This window comes from Streptomyces sp. NPDC036822 (assembly GCF_055609145.1).
This window is the reverse complement of record NZ_JBVJPY010000012.1, coordinates 22,531-46,229: the sequence shown is the minus strand read 5'-3', so window position 1 is coordinate 46,229 and position 23,699 is coordinate 22,531. Positions and strand designations below refer to the sequence as shown.

Genomic DNA, 23,699 nt, shown 5'->3' with positions numbered 1-23,699 from the left:
CTCCGGCGCTCCGGCGACGGAATCTCAGGTCACAGGATGACGTGCGGCAGGAAGCGGGCGTACTCGTCCGTCACCAGGCCCGCCGACTCGCGGATGCCGAGCCCCGCCGACTCGTCCTCGACGACCCACGCCCCGAGCACGACCCGGTTGCCGTCGAAGTCGGGCAGCGGGGCCAGTTCCTGGTAGCAGCAGGGCTCCTCGCGTACGACGGCCGGGGCGCCGGGCTCGTGGATCGTGACGCCCGCGCCCTCCCGGCCGAGGAGCGGCTTGGCGACGTAGCCGCCGCGCCCGGCCAGCTCCCGGGGGCCGTCGAGGTAGGCCGGCAGCAGGTTCGGGTGCCCCGGGTACAGCTCCCACAACACCGCGAGCAGCGCCTTGTTGGACAGCAGCATCTTCCAGACGGGCTCGATCCAGCAGGTGGTGCCGGTGCCGCCGCCGTTGTCGAGGGTGTCGAGGACGTACGGGCCGAAGCGGTCGGTGGTCAGCCACTCCCACGGATAGAGCTTGAAGCAGCTGCGGATGAAGCGGAGCCGGTCGTCGACGAAGCGGCCCGACAGGCGGTCCCAGCCGATGCGTTCGACCGAGAGGGCCTCCGTGTCGAGTCCGGCCTGCTGGGCGGTCTCGCGCAGGTACGCGACCGTCATCAGGTCCTCGCCCAGCTCGTCACCGTCGGAGTGGACGAAGTGGACCGGGCTGCCGGGCGGCAGCAGGGGTGCCTGTCGCTTCCAGGCGTCGACGAGCCGCTCGTGGAGGGAGTTCCACTGGTCGGCGCCGGGGAAGCGCTCCTCCATCCAGAACCACTGCGGGCTCGCGGCCTCGACCAGGGAGGTGGGGGTGTCGGCGTTGTACTCCAGCATCTTGGCCGGACCCGTGCCGTCGTAGCGCAGGTCGAACCGGCCGTACAGGGAAGGCTGTTCGGCACGGCGGCGCCAGGACTCGGCGACGAGGGCGACCAGGCGCGGATCGGTCATCCCCAGATCGGCGAAACGGTTCTTCTCGACGATGTGGGCCGCCGCCGCCAGGCACATCGCGTGCAGCTCCTCGACGACCTCCTCCAGGGCCTCGACCTCGGGGAGGGTGAAGGAGTAATACGCGCTCTCGTCCCAGTAGGGGCGCAGGGAGCCGTCGGGGTAGCGGGTCAGGGGGTAGACGAGCCCCTGCTCCTCCACGGTCTCCTGCCAGCCGGGCCGGGGCTCGATCGTGTGCCGTTCCACGGGGCCGGTCAGCCGCCGCCCGAGCCGGAGCAGCCGAAGCCGCCGGTGTCGACGGCGGTCTTGTCGAAGCTGCCGCCGCTGACCTTGTTGTCACTGACGCTGCCGCCGTAGTAGTACGAGCCGCGGGTGGTGCTCCCGCTGCCTCCGCACTCGTAGCTGGGCAGCTTCTCCCGGGTCAGCGGGTCCACACACCGCTTGTCCGGTTCCGATCCACAGGAGGTGATCGTCGCCGCGAGCACCCCCATACCGCCGAGCACCACGGTGCTCGACCTCAGCCTGCGCATGTCCGTCCTCCCCGTCGCGTGGTCGCGACCGCACAGTCTAGGGCGTGGCCGAAACCCTCCACACCCGCTCCACCCACCCCCTACGACACCTCCTACGGCTTGTCCGTGATGTCCCGCCCGGGCAGCACCCGGCACAGCGCCGCCAGCGAGCCCGCCCAACCGCTGTCCGGCGGGGTCGCGTAGCCCACGACCAGGCCGTCCAGGGCGGGGGCGACCGCGGGGTGGCGGAAGCGGTCGAGGCCCAGGAGGGCCAGGCCCTGCCAGGCGGCGGAGCGCAGGACGTCGGACTCGGTGCCCGGGGGGAGTTCGAGGACCGCGTGGAGGCCGGCCGCGATGCCGCTCACCCGCGTGACCGGGGAGTGCGCGGCCACCGCCTCCACCAGCTGGTCGCGCCGCCGCCGGTAGCGCAGCCGCATCGCCCGGACATGGCGGTCGTACGCCCCCGAGCCCAGGAACTCCGCGAAGGTCAGCTGCTCCAGCGCGCTGGACATCCAGTCCACCGTCCCCTTGGCGGCCACCACCTCGTCGACCAGGCCCACCGGCAGCACCATCCAGGCCAGGCGCAGCCCCGGCGCGAGGGACTTGCTCGCCGTTCCCATGTAGACGACCCGCTCGGGGTCCAGGCCCTGGAGGGCGCCGACGGGCTGGCGGTCGTAGCGGAACTCGCCGTCGTAGTCGTCCTCCAGGACGAGACCGCCCGACGCCCGCGCCCAGTCGACGACGGCCGCCCGCCGGTCGGGGTGGAGCGCGCCGCCGAGCGGGAACTGGTGGGCGGCGGTCAGCAGGACCGCCCCGACGTCCTCCATCGCCGCCAGCCCCTCGGTCCTGGTGCCCCGCTCGTCGAAGGACAGGGGCGCGAGCCGCAGCCCCGCGCCGGTCAGCAGGTCCGTGTGCACGCCGAGTCCGTACGACTCGACCGCGACCTCCCGTACCCGCCGCGCCCGCAGCACCTGCCCGACGAGCATCAGCCCGTGCGCGAACCCGGAGCAGAGCACGATCCGTTCGGGCCGCGCGTACACTCCCCGGGCCCGGGCGAGGTAGTCGGCGAGCACGGTGCGCAGCTCGATCCGTCCGCGCGGGTCGCCGTAGCCGAACGCCTCGTGCGGCGCGGCCGTCAGCGCCCGCCGGGACGCCTTCAGCCACTCGGCGCGGGGGAAGGAGGCCAGGTCGGGCACGCCGGGCTTCAGGTCGTACGCCGGCCGGGCGGTGGGCGGGCGTGCGGTGGCGGTCCGGCCCCCGGCCGGGGGGCGCGTGCCGGTCCCGGCCGGCCGGCGCGGCACGGCACGGCGGGCGACCCTCGTGCCGGATCCCTGCCGGGCGGTGAGCCAGCCCTCGGCGACGAGTTCGGCGTACGCGTCGGCGACGGTGTTGCGGGCCACGCCGAGGTCGGTCGCGAGCGAACGCGACGAGGGCAGCCGTACGCCCTCCGCCAGACGGCCGCTGCGGATCGCCTCCCGCAGGGCGTCCATCAGCCCCGTGCGCAGCGTCGCGCCCCGGAGTTCCAGATGGAGGTCGACACCGAAAGTGGCCCGGTCGTTCGCCATGGAAATGGACCATACTCCCCGGCCACCCGGCTCGTACGGTGGGCGGCATGACCACGATGTCGCACGACTCCGCGCAGACCGAGTACGCCCACGAGCACGCTCCCCGGCTCTCGCTCGCCGAGCGGGCCCCGGAGTTCCACAAGGCGATGGTGCGCCTCGACGCCGTCGCCGCGAAGGGCGTCGACCCCGTCCTCTTCCATCTGATCAAGATCCGCGCCTCGCAGATCAACCACTGCGCGTTCTGCGTCGACATGCACTCCAAGGACGCCCTCGCCGCGGGCGAGTCGGTCGAGCGGATCGTCCAGCTGCCGGCCTGGGAGGAGTCGCGCCACTTCTACACCGAGCGCGAACTCGCCGCGCTCGCGCTGACCGAGGCCGTCACCGTCCTCACCGACGGCTTCGTGCCCGACGAGGTGTACGCGCGGGCCGCGGCCCGGTTCGACGAGACCGAACTCGCCGGGATCATCGCGGCGATCACCGTCATCAACGCCTGGAACCGGATCGGTGTGACCACCCGTATGACGCCCGGTCACTACACCCCGGGGCAGTACGGGAAGTGAGGGCGGGCGCCGGGGCGGCGCGAACGGCACGGCGCCCCCGGCCGTGAGGGCCGGGGGCGCCGTGGTGTCGCGAGGGGTGAGCCGTGGCTCAGATGAGGCCCAGCTCGCGCACCGCGTCGCGCTCCTCGGCCAGCTCCTGGACCGAGGCGTCGATGCGGGTGCGGGAGAACTCGTTGACGTCCAGGCCCTGGACGATCTCGTACGAGCCGTTCGCGCAGGTGACGGGGAAGGAGGAGATGAGGCCCTCCGGGACGCCGTAGGAGCCGTCCGACGGGATACCCATGGAGGTCCAGTCGCCCGCGGCGGTGCCGTTGACCCAGGTGTGGACGTGGTCGATGGCGGCGTTGGCGGCCGAGGCGGCCGAGGACGCGCCACGGGCCTCGATGATCGCGGCGCCGCGCTTGGCGACGGTCGGGATGAAGGTGTCGGCCAGCCACTGCTCGTCGTTCACGACCTCGGCGGCGTTCTTGCCGGCGATCTCCGCGTGGAAGATGTCCGGGTACTGGGTCGCCGAGTGGTTGCCCCAGATGGTGAGGCGCTTGATGTCCTCGACGGACGCGCCGGTCTTCGCCGCCAGCTGCGAGAGCGCGCGGTTGTGGTCCAGGCGGGTCATCGCGGTGAAGCGCTCGGCCGGGACGTCCGGGGCGGCGGCCTGGGCGATCAGGGCGTTGGTGTTGGCCGGGTTGCCGACGACGAGGACCTTGATGTCGTCCGCGGCGTGGTCGTTGATGGCCTTGCCCTGCGGCTTGAAGATGCCGCCGTTGGCGGCGAGCAGGTCGCCGCGCTCCATGCCCTTGGTGCGCGGGCGGGCGCCGACGAGCAGGGCGACGTTCGCGCCCTCGAAGCCCTGGTTCGGGTCGTCGAAGATGTCGATGCCCTTGAGCAGCGGGAAGGCACAGTCGTCGAGCTCCATGGCGGTGCCCTCGGCGGCCTTGACGCCCTGCGGAATCTCGAGGAGGCGCAGCTTGACCGGCACGTCCGCGCCGAGCAGGTGGCCGGAGGCGATGCGGAAGAGCAGCGCGTAGCCGATCTGGCCGGCCGCGCCGGTCACGGTGACATTCACGGGAGTGCGGGTCATGGCGATCTCCGTAAGACAGCTGGCGGTGGGGGTCCCTGCCCCTGGGGTCGGATACCCCTCCTGATCGATCGATGTCTCGACGTGAAGAGATATCCAGCGGTCAGGCTATCCGACCCGGGCCCCGGCCAACCCCCAACCCCTTGTGGTCCGGCTCACTGCCACCCGAACTGACTGCGTACGCACGGCCGACGGCCCGCGGAGGGCCGGTGCCCGTCTGGTGCCCGGCTTGCGGAGGGCTCGTGCCCGCGCTGTCCGGTTCATGCGTCGATCCGGTTCACGAGCTCATGCGGTTCGCGTACCGGACGTACCGGAATGGTCACCTCCATGCCACAGGGACCTGGCGGCCCTTGAAGCCCTCTTGGCACGTACATGACCCTTGATCGCAGACGGCGCCCGTCCTCCCTCGGGGGAGAGGACGGGCGCCGTCGCGTTTGCTTCCGATGCTCCTAGGTGATCGTGAGGCCGGCGGCCCTAGGTGATCGTGAGGTGGAGGACGTCCTCCAGGAACGGGATCCGCAGCCAGGGGCCCGGCTGCGCCATGAGCGCCAGCAGCACGATGAGGGTGCCCATCAGTCCGTACGTGACCATGTCGGTGAAACGCGAGCGGACGGCGAGCATCCCGACGGAGGGCAGCGCGCGACGCAGGGCAGCGCCCGTCAGCAGGGCGACCCCGACGAGGACGGTGCCCACCCGGAACGACTGCGGGAACAGGTCGGTCCCGACGACAAGCAGGCCGAGCGCGGCGAGGCCCAGGACCGAGAGCAGCGGCCACTGACGGGCCGGCGCGGGCGCGTCACCGGGCGCGGCGCGGCCGCCGCCCTCGGGGCGGGCGGTGTCGGTGGTCATGGCCGGCGGCCGCCGGGTCCTGCCCGCGGCGGGGACGCCCTCCGCGCCCTCGCCGGGGGTGGCCGTCTCCGGCGCTGCGGCCGTCTCGGTCGCGCCGGCCCCGGGGGCGGCCGTCTCCGGGCTCCCCGGGGAGGCGACGGCCGGGCTCTCGGAGGCGGCCGTCTCCGGCCCCGCTGGAGCCTTCGGGTCCGCGTCCCCGGGAGGGGCCGTCTCCTCGTCACCGTGCCCCGACTGATCCGGTGTGCCGGGCGCGTCCGCGCCCTGGGCGCCTGCCGGCCCGGACCGTGCGTCGGCACCCCGGTCCGGCCCGGACGGCCCGGCCACGCCCTGGGCGTCCGGCGCACCCTGGACGCCCGGCGCGGACGGCGCCGTCGTGGAGCCGTCCGGGCCGGTGGAGGCGTGCTCCGGGTCCGGGGCCGGGGGCCCGTCCTGGGCGGGGGTCCGGGCGGTCATCGTCAGAGCGCCGCGGCCGCGCGCTCGGCGGCCTCGACGACGTTGACCAGGAGCAGCGCCCGGGTCATCGGGCCCACGCCGCCGGGGTTCGGGGAGATCCAGGCGGCGACCTCGGCCACACCCGGGTGCACGTCGCCGACGATCTTCCCCTCGCCGTCGCGGGACACGCCGACGTCCAGGACGGCCGCGCCCGGCTTCACGTCCTCCGGCCGGATCAGGTGCCCCACACCGGCGGCGGCGATCACGATGTCGGCCCGCCGCAGGTGCGCGGCGAGGTCCTTGGTGCCGGTGTGGCACTGCGTCACGGTCGCGTTCTCCGAGCGGCGGGTCAGCAGCAGCGGCATCGGGCGCCCGATGGTGACCCCGCGCCCGACGACCACGACCTCGGCGCCCTTGATCTCCACGCCGTGGCTGCGCAGCAGCGTGAGGATGCCGTTCGGGGTGCACGGCAGCGGCGCGGGCTCGTTCAGGACGAGGCGGCCGAGGTTCATCGGGTGCAGACCGTCCGCGTCCTTCGCCGGGTCCATCAGCTCCAGGACGCGGTTCTCGTCGATGCCCTTGGGCAGCGGGAGCTGGACGATGTAGCCCGTGCACTCCGGGTCGTCGTTGAGCTCCCGTACGACCGCCTCGATCTCCTCCTGGGTGGCGGTGGCGGGCAGTTCGCGCTGGATGGAGGCGATGCCGACCTGCGCGCAGTCGCGGTGCTTGCCCGCGACGTACTTCTGGCTGCCCGGGTCGTCGCCGACCAGGATGGTGCCGAGTCCGGGAGTGACCCCCTTCTCCTTCAGCACCGCCACACGGGCGGTCAGATCGGACTTGATCGCGGCTGCGGTGGCCTTGCCATCGAGAATCTGGGCGCTCATGCGGCCATCCTCCCGGATGACCCCCGCCTTCTTCCAATTCGCCCCTGACGGGCCCCGCCGCCCCGCCTCCCGTAACGGATCTTGAGGTTGCATTCGCACAACTCCCGTGCAATCCGACTGGACAAAAAGTCGACGTTGCGACAACGATGATCCGCGCAGTGCCGCGGCAGCGCAGGGGGGCGGACCGCTCAGCTTTGTGATGTTCCTCCGCTCGGACCGCACCGTCCCCGCATCACCCCCACGGAGGAACCCCGTCATGAGCTTCGGCGACCCGAACAACCCGTACGGCCAGCAGCCCCAGCAGCCGCCCCAGGGCCAGCCGGGCTACGGCTACCCGCAGCAGGCCCCGCAGGGCGTTCCGCCGCAGGGTGTGCCGCCGCAGTACGGCTACCCGCAGCAGCCCGCCCAGCCGTCGCCGTACGGCGCGTACCCGCAGGCTCCGCAGATGTCGCAGGCTCCGATGGGCTACGGCGGCATGCCGCCGCTGGCGCACTGGGGCTGGCGCGTGCTGTCCCGGCTCATCGACAGCGCCGTCCTGCTCGGACCCTTCTACCTCGTGACCGGCATCGGTGCCGCGATGGGCGGCGGCGAGTCCAGCGGCCTGGCCACGGTCCTCGGGCTGATCTCGTTCGTCTACCTGATCGGCATGTTCTTCTTCCAGATCTACAAGGAAGGCTCCACGGGCCAGACGATCGGCAAGCGCGCCGTCGGCACCCGTACGCTGCGCGAGGCCGACGGCCGTCCGCTCGGCTTCGGCATGGCGTTCGTCCGGCAGCTGGCGCACTTCCTCGACGGCATCGCCTGCTACATCGGCTACCTGTGGCCGATCTGGGACGCGAAGAAGCAGACCTTCGCCGACAAGGTGTGCAGCACGGTGGTCATCAAGGAGAACGGCTGACAGCCGCCGCTCCCGACGACGGAAGGGCCCCCGGTTCGACGAACCGGGGGCCCTTCCTCGTTCTTCCGCCGCTTCTTCACCGTTCCTCGTCGCAAACCTGACGAAGGGGGCTCAGGTCCGACGCAGCACCACGAACCGTCCCGCCTGGAACGACACCTCGTAGCGCGCCCCCGGATGGAGCGAGGACGCCAGGCCGACCGGGTCCGACACCGGCTGCGACCAGCCCGAGTCGAGGTCGAAGGCGAGGTAGTCGGGGGTGACCCCCTGCGCACCGCCGACCCAGTAGACCGTGTGGTCCCCGGTGAGATGCGCCATCAGCGGCACGTTGGTCTCCACGCTCGACCCCTCGGGCACCGCGTCCACCGCCTTGCGGGCCTCCGTCGTCCGGGTGTCCGTGCGGTACGTCTCCGGGCGCAGCAGCTCCCGCAGCGGCAGGTCGAGGGCGAGCACGATCGAGACGGCCGTGACGACGGGGACGACGACCCTGCCGTACGAGACGAGCCAGCCGCGCGGCGAGCTGCGGACGGCCCGGACGGCGTCGACCAGGGCGAGGAAGACGATGGGCATCAGGATGGCGCTGTAGTGCCAGAGCATCCCCCAGTGGTTCGGGTCCTGGGAGAGGAAGCGCCAGCCGAGCGTGGGCAGCACCAGCAGCATCAGCGGGGAGCGCAGGGCGAGGAAGCCCGTGATGCCGACGAGGAAGAAGAGCATCTCCCACTTCTCGCCGGCGCCGAGGGACGTGAGGAGCGCCTGCGCGAAGGAGACGTCCGCGCCCTCGCTGGACTTCTCGATCTTGGCCCAGTAGTCGTACTGGCCGACGCGGCTCGCGGCGGGGATCAGGACCAGTACCGTCAGGGCGAAGGCGGCGACGCCGAAACCGGCCAGGGCGGCGCCGAGCCGGCGGCCGCCGCGCAGGAAGAGGACCGCGCCGACCATGGCGACGGTGAGCCCCATATCCTCCTTGACCAGGACCAGCGGGGCGGACCAGGCGACGGCGGCGGTCCACCGCCCGAGGAGCAGGGCCCGGCAGGTCAGGGCGAGCAGCGGGACGGCGAAGGCGATCTCGTGGAAGTCGGACTTGACCGCTTCCTGCAGACCCCAGGAGAGGCCGCAGGCGACGGTGAGGCCGATGCCGGCGGCACGGCTGCCGAGCACCTCCTGGGCGGTGCGGCCCACGATCGCGGCGGAGGCGGCGAAGAGCGCGGCCTGGGCGAGGAGGAGCGCGAGGGGGGAGGACCAGATCCAGTACAGGGGCGCCAGGAGGGCGGTGACCGGACTGAAGTGGTCCCCGAGTATGAGGAAGCCGGGGCCCTTGATGTCGACTATGGGCGCGCGGAACTCGGCGTAGGCGCGGACGGACTGCTCGAAGATCCCGAGGTCCCACGAGGGCGTGCGGAACCGCTCGTACTGCACCCAGGAGTAGAGGAAGTAGAGGGCGCACAGCACTCCGGCGAGGAGCGCGTACGGGCGGATCGGGACCCCGGGGGCGGGGGCGGGGGGCCCGGCGCCGGTCTCCGGCGCGGACGTCTCCGGGGCGGTGGTCTCCGCCACAGCCCCGTTCCGTACATCCAACACCGCGCCCCCTGAACCAGCCGCCGACAAAAGAGCAACCCATTAGACCAGAGACCCACCGGGGGCGGAATCGCCGAGCGCACACGGGCCGCGACCCGTACGGCGGACGGCCCGCCCGGTACCGAGGGGTACCGGGCGGGCCGTCCGTGGCATGGCGGTGGCAGGGGCCCCGTCAGTGGAAGAAGTGGCGCGTGCCGGTGAAGTACATCGTCACGCCCGCCTTCCGCGCGGCCTCGATCACCAGCTCGTCGCGGACCGACCCGCCCGGCTGCACGACCGCCTTGACGCCCGCCTCCGTGAGGATCTCCAGGCCGTCGGGGAAGGGGAAGAACGCGTCCGAGGCTGCGTACGCGCCGCGCGCCCGCTCCTCGCCCGCGCGCTCGACCGCGAGCTTCGCGGAGTCGACGCGGTTGACCTGGCCCATGCCGACGCCGACCGAGGCGCCGTCCTTGGCGAGGAGGATCGCGTTGGACTTGACCGCGCGGCACGCCTTCCAGGCGAACGCCAGCTCGGCGAGCTCCTCCGCGGAGAGCGCCTCGCCGGTCGCCAGCGTCCAGTTCTCCGGCTTGTCGCCGTCGGCCTGGAGGCGGTCGGTGACCTGCAGCAGCGCGCCGCCGTCGATCGGCTTGACCTCGACCGGAGCGGCCGGGGCGCCCTCGGCGCGCAGGACGCGGATGTTCTTCTTCTTGGCCAGCACCTCGACGGCGCCGTCCTCGTAGCCGGGGGCGACGATGACCTCGGTGAAGATCTCGGCGACCTGCTCGGCCATCGCCACGGAGACCGGACGGTTCACTGCGATCACGCCGCCGAACGCCGACAGCGGGTCGCAGGCGTGGGCCTTGCGGTGGGCCTCGGCGACGTCGGCGCCGATCGCGATGCCGCACGGGTTGGCGTGCTTGATGATCGCGACGCAGGGCTCGGAGTGGTCGTACGCGGCCCGGCGCGCGGCATCGGTGTCCGTGTAGTTGTTGTACGACATCTCCTTGCCGTGCAGCTGCTCGGCCTGGGCGAGGCCGCCGGTGCCGTCGACGTAGAGCGCGGCGCCCTGGTGCGGGTTCTCGCCGTAGCGCAGCACGTTGTTCCGCTCGTACGTGGCCCCCAGGAAGTCGGGGAAACCGCTGTCGTCGGCAGCGGCGTACTCGTCGGCGAACCAGGAGGCGACGGCCACGTCGTACGCGGCGGTGTGCTGGAAGGCCCTGGCGGCGAACAGCTTGCGCAGGCCCAGCGTGGTGCCCCCGGTCTCCTTGACCGCGAGGAGGACCGCGTCGTACGCGCCCGGGTCGGTGACGACCAGCACCGACGGGTGGTTCTTGGCGGCCGCGCGGACCATCGAGGGGCCACCGATGTCGATCTGCTCGACGCACTCGTCGGGGGTGGCGCCGGAGGCGACGGTCTCCTTGAACGGGTACAGGTTCACGACGACCAGGTCGAAGGGCTCGACGCCCAGCTCGGCGAGCTGGTTGCGGTGGCCCTCCAGGCGCAGGTCGGCGAGGATGCCGGCGTGCACGCGCGGGTGCAGCGTCTTGACGCGGCCGTCCAGGCACTCGGGGAAGCCGGTGAGCTCCTCGACCTTGGTGACCGGGATGCCGGCGGCGGCGATCTTGGCGGCGGTGGAACCGGTGGAGACGAGGGCGACACCCGCCTCGTGCAGGCCGCGGGCCAGCTTCTCCAGGCCGGTCTTGTCGTAGACGCTGACGAGTGCGCGGCGGATGGGGCGCGTCGTACCTTCGGCGGTCACGGGATTGTTACCTTTCGTCCCTCAATGCGGTAGCCGTGCCGGGCCAGACGCCCCACGACCTCGACGAGCAGCGAACGCTCGACTTCCTTGATCCGCTCATGGAGAGCGGCTTCATCGTCCTCGTCCCGGACTTCGACCACGCCCTGGGCGATGATCGGGCCGGTGTCGACACCGTCGTCGACGAAGTGAACGGTGCATCCGGTGACCTTCGCGCCGTACGCGAGGGCGTCCCGCACCCCGTGGGCACCGGGAAAGCTGGGGAGGAGCGCCGGGTGGGTGTTGACGACCCGGCCGCCGAAGCGGGCGAGGAACTCCTTGCCGACGATCTTCATGAAACCGGCCGAGACGACGAGATCGGGCGCGTACGCGGCGGTGGCCTCGGTGAGCGCGCGGTCCCACTCGTCCCGGGAGGCGTGGTCCTTGACCCGGCAGACGAACGTGGGCAGCCCGGCGCGCTCGGCGCGTTCCAGACCCGCGATGCCGTCACGGTCGGCGCCCACGGCCACGATCTCGGCGCCGTACCCCTCGGGGTCGGCGGCGATGGCGTCGAGCAGGGCCTGGAGGTTGGTGCCGGACCCGGAGACCAGGACGACGAGACGGGCGGCGGCCACTGAGTCACTCTTTCCGTGGTGTTTGTACGGTCGTACGAACGAATCGTGGCCCTCGATACGGGGAACCCTACGAACGGCCCGACCGTCAGCAACGATACCGGCACACCGGACGGCCCCCACGGGACGGGGGCGTGGCCGCGGGGTAGCGTCAGGGTTCGACGCCAGATGAGACACCCGTTGAGACAGCACGTGAGACCGCAGTTGCGACGACAGAGGGAAGACGTTCAGCAGATGCCGGAACGCCAGTCCACGGACGACAACAATCCGTTCGCGCCGCCGCCCGAGGGGCAGCCGGACCAGCCGTGGCAGCCGCGGCGGCCGGAGGGCTCGGACGACGACTCGTCGTCCGAGTCGTCCGGATCCTCCTCAGGCCGCTGGAGCAGCCGCCAGCCCGGCCGCTCCACCGACGGCTGGGGCCGCCGCCCCGAGCGCCCGTCGGGCGAGGGCGGCCCCGACCAGGGCAAGGGTCCCGGCATGAAGTGGGACCCGACGGATCCGGCGCAGCGGAGGGCGCGGTACGCGCTCCTCGCGGGTATGTGGGCGTTCTTCTTCGCGATCTTCGAGATCCGGGAGCTCGCCCTGCTCCTGGGCGCGCTGGCCCTGTACTGGGCCGTCAGCGCCCTGCGCACCAAGCCGAAGGCCGCGACGGGCGGCCCGTCCTCCCCGGCGGCCGCCTCCGTCGTGCGGGGGGCCACCGCGGCTCCGGGCGCCGACGACGGCGCCGGCGCGGCCGGTGGCCCTGGCGCGAGCGGCGCGGGAGCCCGGCCGGGACCCGCCAGGGCCCAGCGCACCGCCGCGATCAGCGGCCTGGTCGCGGGAGTGCTGTCCCTGCTGATCGTCGCGGGCGGCTTCACCCTCCAGCTCGTCTACCGCGACTTCTACACCTGCGCCGACGACGCCTTGACCAAGTCGGGCCAGCTCGCCTGCAACGACCTGCTGCCGGAACCGCTGCGCGACGTCTTCGGCGTGCGCGAGTAGCCACCGCCGGAGCCGGACTGCCGTACCGCGCCACCGAGCCTCTCCCCGACCGCCGGTCGGGGGGAGGCTCGGTGCGTACGGCGGTGCGTACGGCGGTGCGTACGGCGGTGCGTACGGCTGGGTGTTTTCGGCTCGGCGGGGCGGGGTGCGTCACGGGTCCGTGCGCTCGGCGGGGCGGGGCGCGGTGGGCGGCGGGGCGGGGTGCGTCACGGGTCCGTGCGCTCGGCGGGGCAGGGCGGGGTGCGTCACGGGTCCGTGCGCTCGGCGGGGCGGGGTGCGTCACGGGTCCGTGCGCTCGGCGGGGCGGGGCGCGGTGGGCGGCGGGGGGACGGCGGGCTCGACAGGGCCGACGGGCTCGGTCGGCACCGGCCGCGAGGCCGGTGGCGCGGCGGGCGCCGGGGGCGACGGCGGCGGGAAGGGCGGCAGCGGGGGCAAGGGCTGCGGCAGGCGCGCTGTCGGCGGCAGGGCCGGGGCCGGCTCCCAGGCCGCCGTGAGGAAGTCGTACGCGTCGAAGCCGAGGTCGTCCTCGTCCTCCGCCGGCCCGGCGAGCGGGTCGGCGAGCGGGTCGGCGTCCAGGACGTCCGGTGCCGCGGCGGTCGCGGACGTGCCGGACACCGGCGCCGCGACGGGCAGGGGTACGGGAACGGGCGGCGACTTCAGACCGCGCCGCGCCCAGGCCCGTACCGCCAACGCCGTCGGCAGGCCCAGCGCCGTGCTCCACAGCACCGCCGCGGCCCCCGTCTGCCACCACACCGGGCCGAACGCCGACAGCCGGCCGGACCCCAGCGGGCCGCCGGCGGCCGCCGCGAGCAGCGCCATCGCCGCCCCACACGCCCCGGCGGCGGCCAGCGCCGTCAGCACCGTCTCCCGGACCGTCCACAGCCGCGCGTTCCGCCCCGCGCACCACCCCAGCGCGAGCGCCGCCACCAGGGGGACGGCCGCCACGGCGCGGTGCTGCCAGCCACCGGGGCCCTCGGCGGGCAGCGCGGCGAGCAGGGGAAAGGCCGGAACGGCCGCGTCCGCGGTGAACCCGAGCGGGGTCGCCACGGCGCCCGTACCGAGCGCGAAGCCGGGTCCCAGAGCGTAGGAGGCGGCCCAGACGGCGGCGTTCGGGGCCAGCGCGACGGTGAGGAGCAGGAGACCGGACCGGCCCGACCACTCCCCCGCCAGCCCCGCGAAGGAAGCCTGCGCCTCGGCCCCGTGCCGGCCCAGCGAGACACCGGCCAGCACGGCGCCGCCCCCGAGCAGGGTCACCACCGCGAGCCCGGCCGACCGCAGTGCGACGGCCGCCTGCTCCCCCTGGGGCAGAGGCCGCCCGATCGCCGTCCAGACCCCGAGGCCGGCCGCCGAAGCCACCACGGCAGGCAGCCACAGCGCGGTCGCGACCGGGTCGGCCGGCAGCGGGCCGCTCGCGGCATAGACCGCGACACACGCCGCGACCAGCAGGTATCCGGAGCAGACAGCGGTCACCGCCCCGCCGGTGGACGGTTTCGGACGGCCTTCGTCCGGCTCCAGCGTGTCCCGGGCCGCGCGGTGCGCCAGCCATCCCGGGAGGATCATGAGCAGCAGGGGCGAGAGGCCCAGGGGTGCGGGCACCCCCGAGAGCGTCTCGGTGCGCACCAGGTCGGCGCCGTGGGCCAGCAGCCAGAGGCCCGCGGCCGTGTGCAGCGCTCCGCCGGGGCCGCTGTCCGGGTACGGGGAGCCGATCCAGGCCGCCGTGACCAGGACCGCCAGGCCGCCGAGTCCGAGCACCGCTGCCGTTCCGCCCCGTACGAAGGCGGCGACCAGCACGGTGGAACGGCCCCGCGGGAGGACCAGCGGCTCGGTGGTCGGCGGTGCGGGAGGGTGCTCGGTCACAGGGGTCACGGGCCCATGCTGCCAACGACACGCGCTTTTCCGACGTAACAGGCAAACAGCCGTTGTGTCGCTCAATATACGTTTATGTACTTTTCCGCCCACAGAAGCTCTGCGGGAGGTCGACACCGATGAGTCCGACGAGTCGGGGGACCGCCGATTCCTCGCCCCTCGTGCTGCCGCCCCCCAAGGAGCGGCGCAGACTTCGCGAGGCCCTGGCCCTGAGCGAGGACCAGCTCGCGGAAACCATGGGCGTCACGCGGGCCACCGTGCGGTCCTGGGAGACGGGACGGACCGAGCCGCGGGGTCGGAAGCGGGAGGCGTACATGAAGCTCCTCGGCGCGTACGAGGAAGAGCCCGAGCCCTCCCGGGCGGAGTCCGTGCCGGAGCCGGAGGCGCGCGGGAGAAGCGCCCCGCCCGCCCGGCCTCAGGCGGCGGTGAGGCGCGCGGGCAAGCCTCCGAAGACCGCAGGGCCCCTCTCCCCGGCGACCGCAGAGCACGAGGCACGGCCTGAGCGCTCCACACCGAGGCCGGCGCCGGCCGATCGCCGTTCGACGGTGGTCGATCCCGGGTCGACGATGGCAAGCGCCGAACCGGGGGCGGCCGATTCCGGACCGACGGTGGCAGGCGCCGAACCGGGGGCGGCCGACGTCGAACCGGCGGCGGCCGACGTCGAACCGGCGGCGGCTGATTCCGGACCGGTGGTGCCTGGCCGCGCCCCGGCGGTGGCGGCCGAACCCGGATCTGAACCGGCGGTCGCGGCGCGAGTGGCCGAGGCACTGCCCTCCCCCGGCACTGCCCCTCCCGGGGCCGCTCCCGCTGCCGCGTCCACGTCCGCATACGACGCCGAGACCGCCCGTGTCACCGAGACGGACACCGACGCCGAGGCGGAGTCCGCGGCCCCGCGCTTCTCCCTCACGCCGGAGGAGGCCTTCGACGCGCTGTACGCCTACGCCGCCCCCGGCCTCGTCCACCAGACCTACCTGCTGACCGGCCGGCGCCGGCTCTCACGGGAGTCGGTCGAGCGCGCCTTCCACCACGCCTGGCAGCACTGGCCCGAGGTCGCCGTCGACCGCGACCCGGTGGGATGGGTGCGGGTGGTCGCGTACGAGTACGCGCTCTCACCCTGGCACCGGCTGCGCCGCAGGCACCGGCACCCCGACAGCCCGCCCACGGAGGCGGGGCGGCGGGCGCTGCTCACGGTGCTGCTCGACCTGCCGCCGTCGTACCGTCGCACCGTCCTGCTCTACGACGGGCTCGGGCTCGACCTGCCCGACACGGCCGCCGAGACCGAGGCGAGCACCCCCGCGGCCGCCAACCGGCTGCTGCACGCCCGTACCGTCATCGGACAGCGGCTCCCCGAACTCGCCGACCCCGACGTCCTCCACCGCCGGCTGAGCGCGCTCGTCGCGGAGGCGCCGACGGCGACGCTCCCGTCGGCGAAGACCGTACGCGCCAGGGGCGAGTGGCGCGTACGGCTGTGGACCCGGACGGCGTTGAGCGTGACGACGGTGCTCGTCGGGGCGACGGCGTTCACGGCCGCCACCGCGCCGACCCATTACATGCCGACGCACGCCCCCGGCGAGAGGGTCGACGGTGTCCCGGTCAGCGGCGGCTCGCCGCGACTCACCCCCCGGGACCGGCAGCTGCGGGAGATGCTGCGCGAGCGGCCCCACTCCGGCCCGGAACGGCTGGTCCCGGACACGCACTGACCGCCCGCGGGAAAGTGCTCCCGCACGCGAGTGGGCCCCGCCCCCGCCCGGTTTCCCGGGAGGGGCGGGGCCCACTCCTGTGCGAACGCGTCAGGCGACGGTTCAGCCCGCGAGGATGGCGCGCGCCAGCTTGGCCGTCTCGGTCGGCGTCTTGCCGACCTTGACGCCGGCGGCCTCGAGGGCCTCCTTCTTCGCCTGGGCCGTGCCGGAGGAGCCGGAGACGATGGCACCGGCGTGGCCCATGGTCTTGCCCTCGGGCGCGGTGAAGCCCGCGACGTAGCCGACGACCGGCTTGGTGACGTTCTTCGCGATGAAGTCGGCCGCCCGCTCCTCGGCGTCGCCGCCGATCTCGCCGATCATGACGATCAGGTCGGTGTCGGGGTCCGCCTCGAACGCCGCGAGGGCGTCGATGTGCGTCGTGCCGATGACCGGGTCGCCACCGATGCCGACGGCGGACGAGAAGCCGATGTCACGCAGCTCGTACATCATCTGGTACGTCAGCGTGCCGGACTTCGAGACCAGGCCGATGCGGCCCGGCTTCGTGATGTCGCCCGGGATGATGCCGGCGTTGGACTGGCCGGGGGTGATGAGACCCGGGCAGTTCGGGCCGATGATCCGGGTCTTGTTGCCCTTCGACTGCGCGTACGCCCAGAAGGCGGCGGAGTCGTGGACGGCGATGCCCTCGGTGATGACGACGGCCAGCGGGATCTCGGCGTCGATCGCCTCGACCACGGCGGCCTTGGCGAAGGCCGGCGGGACGAAGAGGACCGAGACGTTGGCGCCGGTCTCCTTCATCGCCTCGGCGACGGAGCCGAAGACCGGGACCTCGGTGCCGTCGAAGTCGACGGTCGTGCCGGCCTTGCGCGGGTTGACGCCACCGACGATGTTGGTGCCGTCACCCAGCATGAGCTTGGTGTGCTTCATGCCCGTGGCACCGGTCATGCCCTGGACGATGACCTTGCTGTCCTTGGTGAGGAAGATAGCCATGGTGTGCTTGACCTCGTCCCTTACTTCGCAGCCGCGAGCTCGGCGGCCTTGTCGGCCGCGCCGTCCATGGTGTCCACGCGCTGCACGAGCGGGTGGTTCGCGTCCGACAGGATCTTGCGACCCAGCTCCGCGTTGTTGCCGTCGAGGCGCACGACCAGCGGCTTGGTGACCTCTTCGCCCTTGCTCTTCAGGAGCTCCAGGGCCTGGACGATGCCGTTGGCGACCTCGTCGCAGGCGGTGATGCCACCGAAGACGTTGACGAACACGGACTTGACGTCCGGGTCGCCCAGGATGATCTCCAGGCCGTTCGCCATGACCTCGGCGGAGGCGCCGCCGCCGATGTCGAGGAAGTTGGCCGGCTTCACGCCGCCGTGGTTCTCACCGGCGTACGCGACGACGTCCAGGGTCGACATGACCAGGCCCGCGCCGTTGCCGATGATGCCGACCTCGCCGTCGAGCTTGACGTAGTTGAGGTTCTTGGCCTTGGCGGCAGCCTCGAGCGGGTTGGCTGCGGCCTTGTCCTCGAGCGCCTCGTGCTCGGGCTGACGGAAGTCGGCGTTCTCGTCGAGAGACACCTTGCCGTCCAGGGCCAGGATGTCGCCGGAGGCGACCTTGGCCAGCGGGTTGACCTCGACGAGGAGCGCGTCCTCGGCGACGAAGGTCTCCCACAGGGTCACGAGGACCTCGGCGACCTTCTCGGCCACCTCGGCCGGGAACTTCGCCAGGGCCACGATCTCGCGGGCCTTCTCGATGGTGACACCGGTGTTGGAGTCGACCGGGACCTTCGCGAGGGCCTCGGGGGTCTTCTCCGCGACCTCCTCGATGTCCATGCCGCCCTGCACCGAGGCCATGGCCAGGAAGGTGCGGTTGGTGCGGTCGAGGAGGTACGAGACGTAGTACTCCTCGAGGATTTCCGGAGCGGTCTCCGCGATCATCACCTTGTGGACCGTGTGGCCCTTGATGTCCATCCCGAGGATGTCCGTCGCGCGGGCGACGGCCTCGTCCGGGGTGGCGGCCAGCTTCACGCCGCCGGCCTTGCCGCGGCCGCCGACCTTCACCTGCGCCTTGACGACCGACTTGCCGCCAAGACGCTCGGTGGCCTCGCGCGCCGCCTCAGGCGTGTCGATGACTTCACCGGCCAGCACCGGTACACCGTGCTTGGCGAAGAGGTCCCTCGCCTGGTACTCGAACAGGTCCACGCGCGTCCGTCCCTTTTCTGATGATCGCGGTTCGTTGTCTGCGTGGGCGTGCCGCGAAGGGCAACGTGACTGCGCTGTCACAAGGGAGGCGTACACGGTGTCCGTGGACGCGGCATGTCCGTCTCGCAGGTTATCCCCGAGGGACGTGGGTCCCTAAATCGCAGATCACACCGGAGCGGTGATACGGGTCACAGAACGTAGGGGGTGGGGGGCGGTCCGTAGGGGTACGGGCGGGGGCCCGGGGGGCCCAAGAGGCAGGCAGGGCCCGGGCTTCCCCGGCCTCACGACGCGCCCGCCCGCGGGGTGAGGGCCCTGCGGGAGGCCGTGTGATATGGGCCTCAGTGCGGCGCGCGGTGTCCGGCCGAACGGCGGCACGGCGACGGAATCCGCGGACCGGACGCGCGGGCCGGCGACGGATTCCGCAGGGCCGGACGGCCGATGCGGTGACGGGTCCGCAGCATGTCGCACGCCGGTGCGGCGAAGGATTCCGTAGCGGGCTACCGCGGGGCCGCCGTGTCCGGCCGGGGCAGGGGGCGCTTCTCGATCGCCGCCGCCATCACCTTGGGGAAGAGGTCCGGGGTGCAGGCGAAGGCGGGGGCGCCGAGGGCCGCGAGGGCGGCCGCGTGCTCGCGGTCGTAGGCCGGGGCCCCCTCGTCGGAGAGCGCGAGCAGGGCGACGAACTGGACCCCGGCGGCCTTCATCGCCGCCACCCGCTTGAGCATCTCGTCGCGGATGCCCCCTTCGTACAGATCGCTGATGAGGACGACGACGGTGTCGGCGGGCCGGGTGATCCGCGACTGGCAGTAGGCGAGGGCCCGGTTGATGTCGGTGCCGCCGCCGAGCTGGGTGCCGAACAGGACGTCGACCGGGTCGTCGAGCCGGTCGGTCAGGTCGACCACCGCCGTGTCGAAGACGACGAGCCGGGTCGTGAGGGACCGCATCGAGGCGAGGACGGCGCCGAACACCGACGCGTACACGACGGACGCCGCCATCGAGCCCGACTGGTCGATGCAGAGCACGACGTCCTTCTTCACCGTCCGCGCGGCCCGGCCGTAGCCGATGAGCCGCTCGGGGACGACCGTGCGGTGCTCCGGCAGGTAGTTCTTGAGGTTGGCGCGGATGGTGCGGTCCCAGTCGATGTCCCGGTGCCGGGGCCTGCTGATGCGGGCCGACCGGTCGAGGGCGCCGGTGAGGGTGGCGCGGGTGCGGGTGGCGAGGCGCTTCTCCACGTCCTCGACGACCTTGCGGACGACCGCGCGCGCGGTCTCCTTGGTCGTCTCGAGCATGGCCTTGTGGAGGGAGAGCAGGGTGCCGACGAGATGGACGTCGGCCTCGACGGCCTCCAGCATCTCGGGCTCCATGAGGAGGGTGGCCAGGCCGAGGCGGTCGATGGCGTCGCGCTGCATGACCTGCACGACGGAGCTGGGGAAGTACGTACGGATGTCGCCGAGCCAGCGGGCCACGGAGGGGGCGGAACCGCCGAGGCCGGCGCCGCGGTCCCGTCCGCCGGAGGGGCGCGGGCCCTGCCCGTAGAGCGCTGTCAGGGCACCGTCCATCGCCGCGTCCGTGCCGGCCGGGGAGTGGCCGGTGCCGTCGGCCTCGCCGCCGCCCAGGACCATGCGCCAGCGGCGCAGCCGCTCGTCGTGTCCGGCCGCGTTCATCGGCCCACCTCCACAGCGGTCGTGACGGGTTCGGTTCGGGGCGGGCCGGCTTCCGCGCCGAGCAGGAGCCGCAGGACGGGGAGCACGCCGTCGGCCCGCTCCTCGTCGAGGCCGGTGGCGAAGCCGGGGGTCGTGGTGTCCTGGCGGGTCGCGGCGGTGGACGGGCCGCGCTCGACCAGCTCGCCGAGCGTGCGCCGGACGCCCGGTTCGTAGGCGGAGAAGGTGCGGCGCAGCAGGGGCAGGACGTCGGTGAAGGCGTCCGCCGTGACGCCGGTGAGCCAGGTGTCGACCAGGGCGAGGAGCCGCCGGTCGTGGACGAGGAGCATGCCTCCGCCGGAGGCGCCGCCGACGAAGCCCTCAATCCAGGCGGCCGCGTCGGCGGGCGGGGTGCCGGGCGAGAGGGCGAGGCCCATGAGCCGCGCTGCCTCGTCCTCGTCGAGCCGGCCTTCGTCGAGGAGCAGCCGGGCGGCTCTGCCGCGGATCGCGCCGGGCACGGTGTCGCGGCCGGCGAGTCCGCGCAGCATCCCGGTCCACCGGTCGGTCAGCTCGGCGTGGTCCGGGAGCAGGGGGAGGGCGCCGTGGACCGCGTCGAGGTGGCCGCGCATCTCGGCGGCGGCGTCGGGGCCCAGGCCGGTGCAGGCCGGGGGCATCCCGACGCGGATCCGCTCGGCGAGCCCGGCAGCGACCTCGCCGAGCGCGGCGGTGTCCGTGGCGCGTACGTCTCCGTATCTCAGCGAGCGGGCGAGCGCGGGCAGGGCCTGGGCGAGGTGGCCGACGTCGGTGTCGAGGGCCGCCCGGTCGGCGAGCGCCGCCATGACCGTGGGGAGGGCCTCGCCGAGGCCTGCGAGCAGGCAGCGCTCGGCGAGGTCGGTGACGTCGGCGAGGGCGGTGGCCTCCAGGGCGCGGCTCTCGGCCTTGGCCGTGGCGGCGGCGGCGACCGTGGTGCCCCAGACGCCCGCCTCGGCGACCTGGACGTGGAGTTCGGGCTGCCAGCGCAGCCGCCAGCTCTCCCGGAAGGTGCCGGTGCTGCCGCGGCCGGCGACCCGTTCGCCCCAGCGGACGCCGAGCAGCGTGAGCCGGTGCAGCAGCCGGCTGCGGGCGGCGTCGTTCTCCTTGCGCAGGTCCAGCTCCAGCTCTCGCTCCAGCGCCTCGGGTTTGAGCCGCAGGCCGCGCTGGAGCCGGGCGAGGTCCCGCTGGAGCGGTACGGCGGGAGCGTCGGCCGGGACCTCGCCGAGGACGTCGCCGACGACGAGGCGGTCGCGGATCAGGTCGAGGGGGACGTCGGAGCCGTCGCACATCACGGCCCGCACGGCGTCGGTGGTCTCGCCGAGCCCGGCCAGGGGCCGGCCGCGCATCGCCGCGAGGGTCTGCGCGAGCCGTACGGCCTCGATGACGTGGGCGGAGGACACGAACCGGTCCTCGTCCCTGAGCAGACCGGCGACCTTGGTCATCCAGCGCTCGACCGGCCGGTCGGGGGCCGAGAAGAGGTGGGCGTACCAGCCGGGCGAGTCGATGCCCGCGCCGTATCCGGAGCGGCGGGCGAGCCGGCGGTGGGTCCAGGGCACCCAGGTCGTCTCGGTCCTGACCTTGGGCAGGCCCTTGAGCAGGACGCGGTCGGCGGTGGCGGTGGTCTTCCGGGTGAGCGCGGGGACGTGCCAGGCGCCGCAGACGACGGCGACCTCGTCGCCGTACTCCTTGCGGGCGTCCCGCAACCGGAGCCGCATGTACGCCTCGCGTACCTGGTCACGGGGATGGCCTCCGTGTCCGTACGCCTCCCGCAGCGCCCCCATCGCCTCGGCGAGCGCGGCGAAGGGGGCCATCGGGTCGTCGGGGGCGCTGTCGGCGGGGGCGGCGGGAGCGTTGTCGGCGGGGTGGATGGGGGCGGCGGGGCAGGCGGGGACAGCGGTGTCGGCGCGGGCGGGGACGGTCGCCGGGACAGTGGTGTCGGCGCGGGCGGGAGCGGCGGCACGGTGTTCGACCACGTCCTCCCACCAGCGCTCGGGGTCGTCGTACCCGGCGGCCTCGGCGAGTTCGGCGATCGGGTCGATCCGCACCTGCTGGTCGGCCTCGTCACCGTCCCCCTCGCCGTCGCCCCAGGTGGGGTCGGCGGCCAGGGTGTGGGCGGCGGGCAGGTCGATGAACCGGACGGCGGCGCCGTGGGCCAGCGCCCAGCGGATCGCCACCCACTCGGGCGAGAACTCCGCCAGCGGCCAGAACGCGGCGCGGCCGGGATCGTCCACGGCGTGGGCGAGCAGGGCGACGGGCGGGTGCATGGACGCGTCGGCGGCCAGCGCGAGCAGCCCGTCCGCCTCGGGCGGGCCCTCGACCAGGACGGCGGCGGGCCGCTCCGCGTCGAGCACGGCGCGCACCGCCCGCGCGGAGCCGGGCCCGTGATGCCTCACCCCGAGGACGAGCGGCCCGCGCCCTCCGGCCCTTTCCGGACGCCCCGCGCTCCCCGTCCCCTGCCGGGCGCGTGCCGGGGACGTCGCGGGGGCCGTCATGCGCTCACCTCGCGGCAGGCGCGGTAGAAGTCCTTCCAGCCGTCCCGCTCCCGCACGACCGTCTCCAGGTACTCCTGCCAGATGACGCGGTCCGCCGCGGGGTCGCGGACGACGGCTCCGAGGATGCCGGCGGCGATGTCGCCGGGGCGCAGGACGCCGTCGCCGAAGTGGGCGGCCAGGGCGAGACCTCCGGTGACGACGGAGATCGCCTCGGCCGTCGACAGGGTTCCCGAGGGGGACTTGAGCTTCGTCCGGCCGTCGGTGGTGACTCCGTCGCGCAGCTCGCGGAAGACGGTCACGACCCGGCGGATCTCCTCGACGCCCTCGGGGACGGCGGGCAGGTCGAGGGAGCGTCCGATCTGGTCGACGCGGCGCGAGACGATGTCGACCTCGGCGTCCGGGGTGGCGGGCAGCGGCAGCACGACCGTGTTGAAGCGGCGGCGCAGCGCGCTGGAGAGGTCGTTGACGCCCCGGTCGCGGTCGTTGGCGGTGGCGATCAGGTTGAAGCCGCGGACGGCCTGCGTCTCCTGCCCCAACTCCGGGATGGGCAGGGTCTTCTCGGACAGGATCGTGATGAGCGTGTCCTGCACGTCGGCGGGGATGCGGGTGAGCTCCTCGACGCGGGCGGTCAGCCCTTCGGACATCGCGCGCATGACGGGGCTGGGCACGAGCGCGTCCCGGCTCGGTCCGTGGGCGAGCAGCCGGGCGTAGTTCCAGCCGTAGCGGATCGCCTCCTCGGGCGTGCCCGCGGTGCCCTGGACGAGGAGGGTGGAGTCCCCGCTGACGGCGGCGGCGAGGTGCTCGGACACCCAGGTCTTGGCGGTTCCCGGCACGCCGAGCAGGAGCAGGGCGCGGTCGGTGGCGAGTGTGGTGACGGCGACCTCGACGATCCGGCGCGGCCCTACGTACTTGGGCGTGATCACCGTCCCGTCGGGGAGCGTGCCGCCGAGGAGATAGGTGGCGACGGCCCAGGGCGAGAGCTGCCAGCGGACGGGCCTCGGACGGTCGTCGGCGGCGGCGAGCGCCTTGAGTTCGTCGGCGAAGGCGTGCTCGGCGTGCGGCCGCAGGACTTCGGCGCCGGTGTCCGGCACGGCGCTCGTGATGGTTTCGGGCACGGTCATGGATCCCCCTCCAGATCGTTCGACC

19 protein-coding genes are annotated in these 23,699 nt (G+C 73.5%); 4 read left to right on the top strand and 15 right to left on the bottom strand.

From position 1 onward, the window contains the following. Positions 1–29 precede the first annotated feature (29 nt). The 3 genes from ACZ68P_RS25065 to pdxR form a co-directional block, all read right to left on the bottom strand. On the bottom strand, positions 30–1,214 hold the full coding sequence (locus tag ACZ68P_RS25065; RefSeq protein WP_471009826.1) for a glutathionylspermidine synthase family protein: 1,185 nt from the start codon (positions 1,212–1,214) through the stop codon (positions 30–32). Between the two features lie 8 nt (positions 1,215–1,222). Beyond that, a complete protein-coding gene (locus tag ACZ68P_RS25060; protein ID WP_471009823.1) occupies positions 1,223–1,498 on the bottom strand; it encodes a hypothetical protein in 276 nt (91 codons plus the stop codon). Between the two features lie 92 nt (positions 1,499–1,590). Continuing rightward, on the bottom strand, positions 1,591–3,042 hold the full coding sequence (pdxR, locus tag ACZ68P_RS25055) for a MocR-like pyridoxine biosynthesis transcription factor PdxR (protein WP_471009820.1): 1,452 nt from the start codon (positions 3,040–3,042) through the stop codon (positions 1,591–1,593). A 47-nt stretch (positions 3,043–3,089) separates the two neighbouring features. Between pdxR and ACZ68P_RS25050 the strand changes: the two genes are divergently transcribed. Then, positions 3,090–3,602, top strand: coding sequence for a carboxymuconolactone decarboxylase family protein (locus ACZ68P_RS25050; protein WP_471009818.1), 513 nt, complete (start codon positions 3,090–3,092; stop codon positions 3,600–3,602). Between the two features lie 88 nt (positions 3,603–3,690). Here ACZ68P_RS25050 and ACZ68P_RS25045 read toward each other — a convergent pair whose 3' ends face one another. The 3 genes from ACZ68P_RS25045 to ACZ68P_RS25035 all read right to left on the bottom strand — a co-directional run bounded on the left by ACZ68P_RS25045 (position 3,691) and on the right by ACZ68P_RS25035 (position 6,842). Next, entirely contained in the window at positions 3,691–4,680 is a 990-nt protein-coding gene (locus ACZ68P_RS25045; RefSeq protein WP_471009816.1) for a malate dehydrogenase, read from the bottom strand. A gap of 471 nt (positions 4,681–5,151) precedes the next feature. After that, a complete protein-coding gene (locus tag ACZ68P_RS25040) occupies positions 5,152–5,979 on the bottom strand; it encodes a DUF3017 domain-containing protein (protein WP_471009814.1) in 828 nt (275 codons plus the stop codon). Positions 5,980–5,981: 2 nt separating this feature from the next. After that, positions 5,982–6,842: a bifunctional methylenetetrahydrofolate dehydrogenase/methenyltetrahydrofolate cyclohydrolase gene (locus ACZ68P_RS25035; protein ID WP_365720410.1), complete on the bottom strand. Its 861-nt coding sequence runs from the start codon at positions 6,840–6,842 to the stop codon at positions 5,982–5,984. 256 nt (positions 6,843–7,098) lie between these two features. Between ACZ68P_RS25035 and ACZ68P_RS25030 the strand changes: the two genes are divergently transcribed. Beyond that, the gene (locus tag ACZ68P_RS25030) at positions 7,099–7,740 is read left to right on the top strand and encodes an RDD family protein (protein WP_471009811.1); all 642 of its coding nucleotides are present in this window, start codon (positions 7,099–7,101) and stop codon (positions 7,738–7,740) included. Positions 7,741–7,851: 111 nt separating this feature from the next. Here the strand turns inward: ACZ68P_RS25030 and ACZ68P_RS25025 are convergent, their stop codons facing one another. The 3 genes from ACZ68P_RS25025 to purN form a co-directional block, all read right to left on the bottom strand. Further along, a complete protein-coding gene (locus tag ACZ68P_RS25025) occupies positions 7,852–9,291 on the bottom strand; it encodes a DUF2079 domain-containing protein (RefSeq protein ID WP_471009809.1) in 1,440 nt (479 codons plus the stop codon). 193 nt (positions 9,292–9,484) lie between these two features. Continuing rightward, positions 9,485–11,050 (bottom strand): bifunctional phosphoribosylaminoimidazolecarboxamide formyltransferase/IMP cyclohydrolase, encoded by a 1,566-nt coding sequence (purH, locus tag ACZ68P_RS25020; protein ID WP_471009808.1) that lies wholly within the window; start codon positions 11,048–11,050, stop codon positions 9,485–9,487. Next, a complete protein-coding gene (gene purN, locus ACZ68P_RS25015; RefSeq protein WP_471009806.1) occupies positions 11,047–11,661 on the bottom strand; it encodes a phosphoribosylglycinamide formyltransferase in 615 nt (204 codons plus the stop codon). The genes purH and purN overlap by 4 nt, the downstream gene beginning before the upstream one ends. 231 nt (positions 11,662–11,892) lie before the next feature. On the opposite strand from purN, the gene ACZ68P_RS25010 reads away from it, so the two are divergent. Beyond that, the gene (locus ACZ68P_RS25010) at positions 11,893–12,639 is read left to right on the top strand and encodes a hypothetical protein (protein ID WP_471009805.1); all 747 of its coding nucleotides are present in this window, start codon (positions 11,893–11,895) and stop codon (positions 12,637–12,639) included. A 279-nt stretch (positions 12,640–12,918) separates the two neighbouring features. Here the strand turns inward: ACZ68P_RS25010 and ACZ68P_RS25005 are convergent, their stop codons facing one another. Next, positions 12,919–14,505 (bottom strand): cell division protein PerM, encoded by a 1,587-nt coding sequence (locus ACZ68P_RS25005; RefSeq protein WP_471009803.1) that lies wholly within the window; start codon positions 14,503–14,505, stop codon positions 12,919–12,921. 119 nt (positions 14,506–14,624) lie between these two features. Here ACZ68P_RS25005 and ACZ68P_RS25000 point away from each other — a divergent pair, with 119 nt between their 5' ends. Further along, positions 14,625–16,205: a helix-turn-helix domain-containing protein gene (locus ACZ68P_RS25000; RefSeq protein ID WP_471009801.1), complete on the top strand. Its 1,581-nt coding sequence runs from the start codon at positions 14,625–14,627 to the stop codon at positions 16,203–16,205. A 102-nt stretch (positions 16,206–16,307) separates the two neighbouring features. On the opposite strand, the gene sucD is transcribed toward ACZ68P_RS25000, so the two are convergent. The 5 genes from sucD to ACZ68P_RS24975 form a co-directional block, all read right to left on the bottom strand. After that, a complete protein-coding gene (gene sucD / locus ACZ68P_RS24995; protein ID WP_365718639.1) occupies positions 16,308–17,192 on the bottom strand; it encodes a succinate--CoA ligase subunit alpha in 885 nt (294 codons plus the stop codon). Positions 17,193–17,212: 20 nt separating this feature from the next. Next, positions 17,213–18,391, bottom strand: a complete 1,179-nt coding sequence (gene sucC, locus ACZ68P_RS24990; protein WP_471009799.1) for an ADP-forming succinate--CoA ligase subunit beta — start codon at positions 18,389–18,391, stop codon at positions 17,213–17,215. Positions 18,392–18,888: 497 nt separating this feature from the next. Next, complete coding sequence (locus ACZ68P_RS24985; RefSeq protein WP_471009798.1) at positions 18,889–20,052, bottom strand: VWA domain-containing protein; 1,164 nt, start codon at positions 20,050–20,052, stop codon at positions 18,889–18,891. Further along, positions 20,049–22,553 (bottom strand): DUF5682 family protein, encoded by a 2,505-nt coding sequence (locus tag ACZ68P_RS24980; RefSeq protein WP_471009796.1) that lies wholly within the window; start codon positions 22,551–22,553, stop codon positions 20,049–20,051. Before ACZ68P_RS24980 ends, ACZ68P_RS24985 begins: the two co-directional genes overlap by 4 nt. Further along, positions 22,550–23,674, bottom strand: a complete 1,125-nt coding sequence (locus ACZ68P_RS24975; protein ID WP_471009794.1) for an ATP-binding protein — start codon at positions 23,672–23,674, stop codon at positions 22,550–22,552. The genes ACZ68P_RS24980 and ACZ68P_RS24975 overlap by 4 nt, the downstream gene beginning before the upstream one ends. Positions 23,675–23,699: the final 25 nt, after the last annotated feature.

What these genes read in the sequence shown, in the direction of transcription:
- ACZ68P_RS25060 (WP_471009823.1), bottom strand. Translation starts at nt 1,498, where the DNA reads ATGCGCAGGCTGAGGTCGAGCACCGTGGTGCTCGGCGGTATGGGGGTG.
- pdxR (WP_471009820.1), bottom strand. Translation starts at nt 3,042, where the DNA reads ATGGCGAACGACCGGGCCACTTTCGGTGTCGACCTCCATCTGGAACTC.
- ACZ68P_RS25050 (WP_471009818.1), top strand. Translation starts at nt 3,090, where the DNA reads ATGACCACGATGTCGCACGACTCCGCGCAGACCGAGTACGCCCACGAG.
- ACZ68P_RS25045 (WP_471009816.1), bottom strand. Translation starts at nt 4,680, where the DNA reads ATGACCCGCACTCCCGTGAATGTCACCGTGACCGGCGCGGCCGGCCAG.
- ACZ68P_RS25040 (WP_471009814.1), bottom strand. Translation starts at nt 5,979, where the DNA reads ATGACCGCCCGGACCCCCGCCCAGGACGGGCCCCCGGCCCCGGACCCG.
- ACZ68P_RS25035 (WP_365720410.1), bottom strand. Translation starts at nt 6,842, where the DNA reads ATGAGCGCCCAGATTCTCGATGGCAAGGCCACCGCAGCCGCGATCAAG.
- ACZ68P_RS25030 (WP_471009811.1), top strand. Translation starts at nt 7,099, where the DNA reads ATGAGCTTCGGCGACCCGAACAACCCGTACGGCCAGCAGCCCCAGCAG.
- ACZ68P_RS25010 (WP_471009805.1), top strand. Translation starts at nt 11,893, where the DNA reads ATGCCGGAACGCCAGTCCACGGACGACAACAATCCGTTCGCGCCGCCG.
- ACZ68P_RS25000 (WP_471009801.1), top strand. Translation starts at nt 14,625, where the DNA reads ATGAGTCCGACGAGTCGGGGGACCGCCGATTCCTCGCCCCTCGTGCTG.
- sucD (WP_365718639.1), bottom strand. Translation starts at nt 17,192, where the DNA reads ATGGCTATCTTCCTCACCAAGGACAGCAAGGTCATCGTCCAGGGCATG.
- ACZ68P_RS24985 (WP_471009798.1), bottom strand. Translation starts at nt 20,052, where the DNA reads ATGAACGCGGCCGGACACGACGAGCGGCTGCGCCGCTGGCGCATGGTC.
- ACZ68P_RS24980 (WP_471009796.1), bottom strand. Translation starts at nt 22,553, where the DNA reads ATGACGGCCCCCGCGACGTCCCCGGCACGCGCCCGGCAGGGGACGGGG.
- ACZ68P_RS24975 (WP_471009794.1), bottom strand. Translation starts at nt 23,674, where the DNA reads ATGACCGTGCCCGAAACCATCACGAGCGCCGTGCCGGACACCGGCGCC.